This window comes from Bacillus sp. JJ1503 (assembly GCF_036965125.1).
Classification (GTDB): domain Bacteria; phylum Bacillota; class Bacilli; order Bacillales; family Cytobacillaceae; genus Cytobacillus.
The window spans coordinates 1-8,951 of record NZ_JBALOZ010000273.1 but is presented as its reverse complement, the minus strand read 5'-3'; the positions used below and the strand labels follow the sequence as shown (position 1 = coordinate 8,951).

Below are 8,951 nucleotides of genomic sequence, written 5' to 3'. Positions count from 1 at the left end.
TAAGTGTTCAGGTCTAATTATTAGTTTTTTATTTGATGTTTTGATTTGCGGAAACTCTTTCATTAGATTTTCTTTTTCTTTTATTTGTAATAAATTTACATCTATTACATTGGTTTCTCCGATAAAATCAGCAACAAATAGTGTTTTGGGATTACTATAAATTTGTTCGGGAGTGTCAATTTGTTCAATTCTCCCACTGTTCATAACTGCAATTCGGTCTGACATGATTAAAGCTTCCTCTTGATCATGTGTGACGTAAATAAACGTAATCTTAAATTGTTCATGAAGCTTTTTTAATTCGAACTGCATTTTTTTTCTTAGCTTTAAATCTAGTGCCCCGAGTGGTTCATCTAGGAGCAACACTCTGGGTTTGTTCACCAAAGCTCTAGCTAATGCAACCCTTTGCTGCTGACCGCCAGACAGTTGCCTTGGATATTTGTCTTTATGCTCCTCTAATCCCATAATTTTGATAATTTCATTTGTTTCGCTTGTAATTTGAGCCTTTGATATTTTCTTTTGCTTTAGTCCAAAAGCGATATTATTATAGATACTTAAATGAGGAAACAATGCATAGTTCTGAAAAACGGTATTAACTGGACGGTGATTAGGTGGTAATTTACCTGTTTCTTTACCGTCAATTTTTATGCTTCCTTGACTGGGCAATTCAAAACCGCCAATCATTCGAAGAGTGGTGGTCTTACCGCACCCACTGGGACCAAGTAGGGAAAGGAACTCCCCTTCTTTTATACTTAAGGAAATGTTATCAACTGCAATTGCCTGATTATATTTTTTGGTCACCTCATTAAACTCAATTATGCTATTTTTTTCTTCGGCCTGATGTAAGGTACGGGTTTCTGCTAATGGAACCGCTGTCATGATTGAAACCTCCTTAACTTCCCATTTGTCTATTCCAGAGTTCGTTCCACTCATCCCTGTTCTTGTTTATGAGATTGTAATCTGGCATTTTTAAATCCTGTAGTGATCCATTTTTGCCATATGGCATTCTTTCAAGCGTTTTTTCGTCTAATTTAACATCCTTATGAACAGGTGCTAGATATAAGTCGTTAGCGATTCCTTCCTGTGCAGCCTTTGAAGTAGCATAGTTTAAGAAGGTATAAACTTGATCGGACTTTTTTGTCCCTTTCACAACATGCCAGAAGCTACCTGCACCTAGAACACCTTCCTCAGGTACGACAAACTCAATTGGCAGACCTTGGTCTTTCATTACATATGCGGGTCCACCATAATGTGCTCCAACTGAAGCCTCTCCGCTTTGATATAAATTAGTAGCAGCTCCTGATCCGTCAAAAAATGCAACTACTTCTAAAGACTTCAATTTTTCTAGTCCTTTTTCTACTTTTCCTTTTTCTTCCCCTTCCAGCTCAGAAATTTGCATTAATAAAGGAAGTCCTCCAGTAGTTGCAGGTGTAGGAATTGTTAATTTTCCTTTGTATTCGTCATTCCAAAGATCCTTCCATGATTTTGGTGGATTATTAACTACGTCTTTGTTATACACGATTCCTAAACCCCAATATCCAAGAGCTACACCAAATGTTTCATCATCAATCCCTTGAAATGCCTCAGGTAAAAGAGAATCGCTTTCTTTAAATTTGCTTCTATCAAGTTTTTCGACAATTTCATTCTGATATGACAATTCGGAAATTCCTGAGTCCAATAAAGCTAAATCAATAGTAGGAGAGCCCTTTTCCTGTAATAAACGGGAATAAGTTGTTGTTGAATTTCCTTCAATGATATTCACTTTAATGCCGGTCTCTTGTTCAAAAGGTTTAATTATGTGCTTTTTAATAGTTTCTCCCCAATCACCACCAAAAATGGCAATGGATATTTCCTGACTTTTTAAATCTGTATTAGCCTCAGTTGCATCACCTTTGGGTTGAACAGGCTTTCCACAACCAGTAGCAACCATTAACAAAACTACCAATAAAATTGTATACAATCTTAATTTCTTCATAAAGAAGCCCCCCTAGTGTCCTGTTTTATTTTGAGGCAATATTCTCAATTCCCACTAACATATCAATAATGAGAATTAGGATAAAAGCGATATAAATTGTTACTGCGGAAACAGCAGCAATCATTGGATCGATATTATACTGAACATAATTGAACATTTTAACAGGAAGTGCCATTTGATCGGCTGCTGTCAGGAAAATGGTCACTTCTACATTTATCCAAGAGACAGCAAATGAAAATAGAGTTCCAGCAATAATGCTTGATTTCATTAGTGGCAATGTTATGGAGAAAAAGGTTTTCCATGCCCCTGCCCCCAGGTCCCTGCTCGCTTCTTCTATATATGGGCTTATCCCTATAAAGCTATTCACGCATGTCCGAACAACATATGGCAAAATAATAACGATATGTGCAAATACTAAGGTTACGAAATTCTGTGGACTGTTCGTAAAGTAATAAAAAAACTGTAGCAGAGCCAATCCTAAGAAAATTTGAGGAAGCAGGAGAGGAGATGAAATTAGATTCATCACAATCCCCTTTCCTTTAAAAGTATTCCTTGCTAAACCGTAAGAAGCAGGAATACCGATCAATATTGCACATAGTGTTGCTGCACCAGATAATTTGAAGCTATATAGGAAGGACTCTACATAAGAAACATCTTCAAAAAGCTTCTGATACCACTTTAATGTAAATCCTTTTCCAGGGAAGCTTAAATAATTTAGTTCTGTAAATGAAACATTAATTAAAACCAATAGAGGGAAGGCTAGGAATAGAAAAAGGAAAAAACCTACAATCCACATAAATGTTTTAGAAATCAACGTCTTCCCTCCTCAACCCAATCAGATCTTAATAAATAATGATTCAGTCCAATAATCAGGAAGCTAAAGATTAAGACTGCAAAAGCAACAGCTGAGCCAAACTGATAATTAAACACTTGCATCATCTGTTCATAGATAACAGTGGCAATTAATTGAACTCTTCCTCCAGAAAGCATGGCAGGTGTTACGTATGCACTGATAGCTAAAGAGAAAACCATTACACTTCCAGCTAAAATACCTGGGACTGTCAGTGGGAGAGTTACTTTTATAAAAGTTTGTAAAGGGCTTAGTCCTAAATCAGCAGCAGCCTCTTCAAATCTAGTATCTATATTTTCTAAAACTGTTGTTATAGATAAGATCATAAAAGGAGCTAAGATATACACCAAGCCAATTATGATTCCCGTTTCGTTATACAAAAGTTTTATCGGCTCAGAGATGATACCAAGCCCCATTAACGATTTGTTGATAAATCCGTTATTCCCCAAAATCACCATCCAGCCAAATGACCTGACAACTGCACTTGTAAATAATGGGGAAATAATCAGGATATAAGCAATTCTTTTTAACAGCTTTTTCTTAATATATTTGGTTGTAAAGTATGCGATAAAATAACCGATGACAAGAGTAATGAAAGTTGCAATTAAAGAGATTTTTATAGATCGGAACGTAATGGACAAATAGTGTTGATCTTGAAAATATAAAAGATAATGCTGGAATGTAATACTTCCGTTCTCATCCAAAATAGAATTATTAAGGACAACAATTAAAGGAAGAATGAAAAATCCTAATAAGATTAAGACAGAAGGAGCTAAAAGAAGGACGATAGTTTTTTTTGACATAGCTGTTCACCCTTACTCTATTCGTTTAAGTAAATTAAAAACGGTTTCAATAATAAGCTCCACTTTATCATATTCAATTTTTTCTATTGTATCTGTTGGACGGTGATAGTCTGGTAATCTCCAAAACATGAGCAGTGCTGTTGGAATACCTTCTAGATGGAACATCCATTCATCTGCTCCAGCCTTAGGAGTATCAACATCAACTTCAAAATCGCTTCTCTCATAAGCCCCAGATTCTCTAAAACTATCTTTTACTTTTTGACGAAAATCTTCTGGTCCAACCCATGACCAAATCTTGTCTCCTGCACTAATTTGGTCTAGATTAATTACAGCTGCCACTTCATCAAGTCTTCCTCTCTCTTTTAAATCATTTACATAATAGTCTGCACCGATAAAACCGACTTCTTCATTGGAAAAGGCAATGACATCAACATCAAATGGAAAATCATAATTTTCACTGCGTAGTCTTCTCGCAATTTCAATGATTCCAGCTATACCTGAACCATTATCATAAGCCCCAGGAGTGTTTAATGTAGTATCAGAGTGAGCGCAGACAATTACCCTTTTCCTATTTATAGTACTTTGGGATTTGTATGGATGACTAATGATATTTGCAGATTTACACTCCTTTATATTTCCTTCCACTTTTACAAATACTTCAATTTCATGACCTTCATTTAAAAGTTCCTGTACATGAAGATGATCCTCAAAGCTCATAACCACTGCAGGAATAGGGAATTTTGATCTTGGATTCAGTAATGCAATCGGATCGCCACCGCTATTTACAACAATTTGTGCTAAAATTTCGCCTTCTACGCCTAAGACGTTGTAACAAGGCATATCATAAACGCCAGGTATCAATCCTTTTATCCCATGATATGTAAGTTTCCCACTAATTCCGGTACTAGGTGTGGACCCAGAAAATAATAGATAGGCTGTTTTTAATACTTTTGATATTGGATATAGAATCTCAAGATCAGGCGATCCTTTAGGCTCCCAACCAATAAAAGGATAAACCTGCTTCTCAGCTTCTACTCCTATTTCATTAAGACGTTGATAAATATAGTCTGTCCCCTTCCATTCACCTTCTGTACCAGCAAATCTTTGCCCTACTTCCTCACTTAAAACTCGAATAGTTTCTTTGATTTCCTCACGAACATTTGTAGATTTAATATCATTCATTACAACCCTCCTATATGTTCGAAGTTATTTGTTCTGAAGGCGTATTATCTTCCATTACAACTTTTGCATAATCTGTAATTCCACTTAAATGTTTGATAAATACTTCTTCAACCAGTTCTGGATCTCTTCTGCATAAAGCCTCATATATTTCTAAGTGCTCCTTAATGGATCTTTCTACTAGATGAGGTCTACTTAAAAAGGAATGTCTAAAATGAACTATATAATCATGTAAATTTTCTAGAATATTAACTAATCTGATTAAGCCAGAGGTTTTGATGATTTCAGCATGAAATAAGTCATGGACCTTCATAAGTTCATCAACTCTACCTTGTTGAAAGTAGACTTCTGACAGCTCTAGATAGCTTTTTAATTTCAATAGCTGATCGTCGGTGATTTTTGTTGCTGCAACTTTAGCTGCTGTAGGCTCTAATAAGGAACGAATGAGGATAATTTCATTGATGGATTCTAAGGATATTCCTTTGACTAGGCTGTGTGTTCTCGGGAGTATTTCAACTAATCCTTCTTGTTCTAATCGTTGAATAGCCTCTCTGACTGGAGTTCTACTGACTCCTAAGTTCTTAGCTAGATCCATTTCTACTAATCTTTGTCCATTTTTTAGTTCACCATTAATTATCTTTAATCTGAGTTGATTAAAAACTTCCGAAGCAATAGAAACAGATTTAATTTTATCTAACTTCATCTCAATTATTAACCTCCTCCCATTTTTGTATTGAATTCATTATACGACATATTGTATACAATCTACAATATATTTTTCTAAATATTTTTAAAATACATAAAATACTAAATAAACATAATCATTAATCATACTATGAAAATACTATTTGAAAGAAAAAGAGTATCGAGTCCTACTATATTAAATCATGCAGCATACCCCTCTGAACTAGGCTTAGCTGTGGGGCGTTCATCTGCTTCGGACCCTGCGAAATAACCTTTAATTTATCACTGCACCTTGAACTCGCAGCTTTTTCGTAACCCTGTTGAATTTCTCTGAATTAAGTTTGAAACCTTATAAAGCCTATTGGAATAAGCATACCGCCAAGGGCGAGCTGACAAAATTACATACAATTTAATACTAGAAAAAATCAAATCTTTATAACTAAATGGAATTTTAACTAGATAAGTTTAGCAANNCACAAAACAAAAAACACTCACAAACATTGATGTATCAAAATTTGTGAGTGCTTTATCGTTTCTAAACTTAACTCGTTTTTACCTAGATATACCGGTGGTGGGAGTTGAACGGACACACCTTACGGAACACACAGGAGGCCCCGCAGCTAAAATGGGGAAAACTCATCACATATTAATTGTTTTGCTAAATCTCTATTAATTGAAAAATCAATGGAACTCCCATTTTTCATGGTTCGCACCTCCAAATATACTTTATCCAACAAATTACGACATACTTCTTTAATTCCCCTTTAAAAAAACCTTGTAGATTTAATGATAAGTGGTATTTTCCTTCGTATTTAAATGCTACTATCCCAATTTAAATAAAATTACTTGGGAACAACACCAATAATTACCTCAACAGGATAAAATAACTATTATCTATTGTTTTTCTACCGTAATCATTTAATAATAGAATAAGAGAAATATGTAGGAATGAATGTTAATGAAAGTGAAGTGGATAAGGTGTTAAAAGGGCTTCTTGATAAAATATTTAAACCAACCCAGCAGACATCTCAAGAAAAGATTCATAACATAAGCCAGGCTGATGTCGAGGCAATAATAGATGCAAAACTTAAAGAACATGCAGCAACTATTCAATCTACCAATGAAAACCAGCAAAATGAAAAACAGACAGCCATTCGGGATGATTACAAATTAACAGCCAAACAAATGGAGTTTGCTCTTTCTCTAATTGGCAAAGTCAGTAATGAATTTAAGCTTTCAATTGACCCATCTGAATTAACTGTAAAGGACTTGAATAGGCTCATTGCCTATCAAAGATATGGAAATAAGGGGACATTGATTAATCTAGTAAAAAATGGTGTTTTGAAAAAAGTTTAACCATAAAAAATATCCCCTGGTTCGGATTCCAGGGGATTCAAGTATTTAAATATTATAAAGGAGTTTTTAGATGGTTTTGGAAAATAAGACAGTTTCTTAAATTAACGTGAAACATAATCTCAATTGACTATATACCGTGATGGTCCTTTAAAGACCTCTTTGACATGCCATCCAAGAAATGAATCATTCGGAACATAGTAATGCTGAACAGGATTGCGTACCGATTGTCCATGATATTTCATAACCCATTCTTCAAAACCATCACCGCCATTGGCATATTCAGAGACTAGGAATTTTCTGTCGTGGTTTATTGTAAAAATACCACGATCGAACAGCTTATGATGCAAGGAACAAAGTGCAATGCCATTCTCTTCAGTATCTGGTCCGCCAGCCTGATGCCATTTAATATGAGCTGCCTCAATTCCCACTAAATGATTCCCTAATCTAACGTTGAAACCACAAACTGCACACCGGTATTCATAAGCTTTGAGCACTCGGTCTCTGAACTTGGGATCACGGCTGCTTTTTTTACCAATGGTAAAATCTAGCCCAATAGAATCAAGAATGTCTTCATGCAAGGTTTCCGGGAAGTGAGCATCGAGTACTGTTTCAGCTACTTCCTTCTGTAATTGGATATCATTTTTTAGTAGTAAATATATCTCTGTTTTAAACCCTGCAGAGATTTGTTTATCAATTAGTTGCTTATTCGTGAATTTACTAGTATTTATTTGCTCTGAGAGGTCCCAGATACCATCATTTACTAATCTCACAAATGGCTGCTCTGGATGATATGAACTTCTAAGCGGACCAAATTCTACTAATAGCTCCTTTAATTTTTCTCTCGCTTTATTATATGGGATAAGACGGTGACTCGCTTTTTGCATATCCCCAATTGCATACAAAATCAAGAGAGGTTTATGTGGAGCACGTTGATCACCTTTTTTCCAAATCGATAATTGATTTAATCGATTAATTAATTCATTCCTATCTATTTTCACCATGCCCCCTCCCCTTTACAATAGAAGGTATATTCACACTAGCTAGTCTTTTCCCCAGACTTCTTAACAGCCTGTCGTTCCATATTAATTTCATCAAAATATTTCGTATACTCCGATTCTCCGGAATAAGATAAGCATAGGTATTCCTTCGCCCTTGTCATTCCAATGTATAACAGAGATGCTTCGCGCTCTTTATCATCTTCCAAAGTAAACGGCATGTTATCTATATTTACAATAAAAACTGCCTGAAAATCTAAACCTTTGCTGCTGTCAATTGTGCTAATTTTTACAGAATCCTCTTCTCGTTCAAACTTCCGCTTGGACTCACTATTTTCAGTTAGCCAGTAATACCTAACGCCCACCTGATCAAGGGCTCGCTTTAACACATCAATGTAATTCATCTGATACGTCTTTTTCACCCGATAAAGAATCAGCATTTCAGAAAAAGGAACTTTGTATTGCTCATGCAGCTTTTGAATTTGCCGTACAACAATTATTGCTTCTTTAAAAAAACTGTCAGTTTTAACAATGGCTGGTTCTACACCTTTTCTTCTAGTACTTTGAGGTGCAATGATTTCCCCTTCGTGCTCCTTACTTACGACCTTATTTTTAAGAGCAGAATGCTTTTGATAAAAATCCCAAGCAAATTTTACAACCTGAGCTGTGTTACGATAATTAATGCTTAATACTTTAGATCTTCCTTGAAAGTTCAGCCCTGTGTCTTGCACATAACTGCGCTTCCTTTTGTATATAGTTTGTGCCCTATCCTCAACCAATAAGAGGGATTTTGTATCCGGATTCAGCAATTGACTGACAAGACCAAACCAATCTCCTTGAAAGTCCTGGCCCTCATCTATTAATATAGCATCATACATCGGTAAAATAGCTTGCCCGACTTCAAGCTTTTCAATCATGGATGGGATAGCATCTTCTGTGATCCTTAAATCATTCTTAAGCCATGCGTGGAAATTACGGACCTGTATATTATGTATTTTTGAATCGACTTCTTGTTCTGCCGCTGAAAAATTAAAATCAAAGAGGTTATCAGGCTCATTCATCATATGATGAATCATTTGCTCAATACTTCGGGCAAGAGAAATGTTATAACA

9 protein-coding genes are annotated in these 8,951 nt (G+C 35.5%); 1 reads left to right on the top strand and 8 read right to left on the bottom strand.

The features are described 5' to 3' along the window. From V7149_RS19805 to V7149_RS19780, 6 genes are all read right to left on the bottom strand, one after another. On the bottom strand, positions 1 to 876 hold an 876-nt coding region (locus tag V7149_RS19805), incomplete at its 3' end, for an ABC transporter ATP-binding protein (protein WP_335347314.1). A gap of 13 nt (positions 877 to 889) precedes the next feature. Then, positions 890 to 1,972, bottom strand: a complete 1,083-nt coding sequence (locus tag V7149_RS19800; protein ID WP_335347313.1) for an ABC transporter substrate-binding protein — start codon at positions 1,970 to 1,972, stop codon at positions 890 to 892. 25 nt (positions 1,973 to 1,997) lie between these two features. Then, positions 1,998 to 2,786, bottom strand: a complete 789-nt coding sequence (locus V7149_RS19795) for an ABC transporter permease (protein WP_335347312.1) — start codon at positions 2,784 to 2,786, stop codon at positions 1,998 to 2,000. After that, on the bottom strand, positions 2,783 to 3,625 hold the full coding sequence (locus V7149_RS19790) for an ABC transporter permease (RefSeq protein ID WP_335347311.1): 843 nt from the start codon (positions 3,623 to 3,625) through the stop codon (positions 2,783 to 2,785). The genes V7149_RS19795 and V7149_RS19790 overlap by 4 nt, the downstream gene beginning before the upstream one ends. A 12-nt stretch (positions 3,626 to 3,637) precedes the next feature. After that, positions 3,638 to 4,807, bottom strand: coding sequence for a M28 family metallopeptidase (locus V7149_RS19785; protein WP_335347310.1), 1,170 nt, complete (start codon positions 4,805 to 4,807; stop codon positions 3,638 to 3,640). A gap of 10 nt (positions 4,808 to 4,817) precedes the next feature. Then, entirely contained in the window at positions 4,818 to 5,507 is a 690-nt protein-coding gene (locus V7149_RS19780) for a GntR family transcriptional regulator (RefSeq protein ID WP_335347309.1), read from the bottom strand. 929 nt (positions 5,508 to 6,436) lie between these two features. On the opposite strand from V7149_RS19780, the gene V7149_RS19775 reads away from it, so the two are divergent. Continuing rightward, complete coding sequence (locus V7149_RS19775; RefSeq protein WP_335347308.1) at positions 6,437 to 6,844, top strand: ABC transporter ATP-binding protein; 408 nt, start codon at positions 6,437 to 6,439, stop codon at positions 6,842 to 6,844. A 119-nt stretch (positions 6,845 to 6,963) separates the two neighbouring features. Here V7149_RS19775 and V7149_RS19770 read toward each other — a convergent pair whose 3' ends face one another. Together V7149_RS19770 and V7149_RS19765 are read right to left on the bottom strand one after the other, a co-directional pair. Beyond that, positions 6,964 to 7,836 (bottom strand): phosphorothioated DNA-binding restriction endonuclease, encoded by an 873-nt coding sequence (locus V7149_RS19770; protein WP_438824133.1) that lies wholly within the window; start codon positions 7,834 to 7,836, stop codon positions 6,964 to 6,966. A gap of 44 nt (positions 7,837 to 7,880) precedes the next feature. After that, positions 7,881 to 8,951 (bottom strand): 3'-5' exonuclease (locus V7149_RS19765; RefSeq protein WP_335347306.1); only part of this gene is annotated, 1,071 nt, incomplete at its 5' end.

Bases quoted from the DNA above. Each gene is read 5' to 3' on its own strand.
- V7149_RS19800 (WP_335347313.1), bottom strand. From the start codon at position 1,972: ATGAAGAAATTAAGATTGTATACAATTTTATTGGTAGTTTTGTTAATG.
- V7149_RS19790 (WP_335347311.1), bottom strand. From the start codon at position 3,625: ATGTCAAAAAAAACTATCGTCCTTCTTTTAGCTCCTTCTGTCTTAATC.
- V7149_RS19785 (WP_335347310.1), bottom strand. From the start codon at position 4,807: ATGAATGATATTAAATCTACAAATGTTCGTGAGGAAATCAAAGAAACT.
- V7149_RS19780 (WP_335347309.1), bottom strand. From the start codon at position 5,507: ATGAAGTTAGATAAAATTAAATCTGTTTCTATTGCTTCGGAAGTTTTT.
- V7149_RS19775 (WP_335347308.1), top strand. From the start codon at position 6,437: ATGAATGTTAATGAAAGTGAAGTGGATAAGGTGTTAAAAGGGCTTCTT.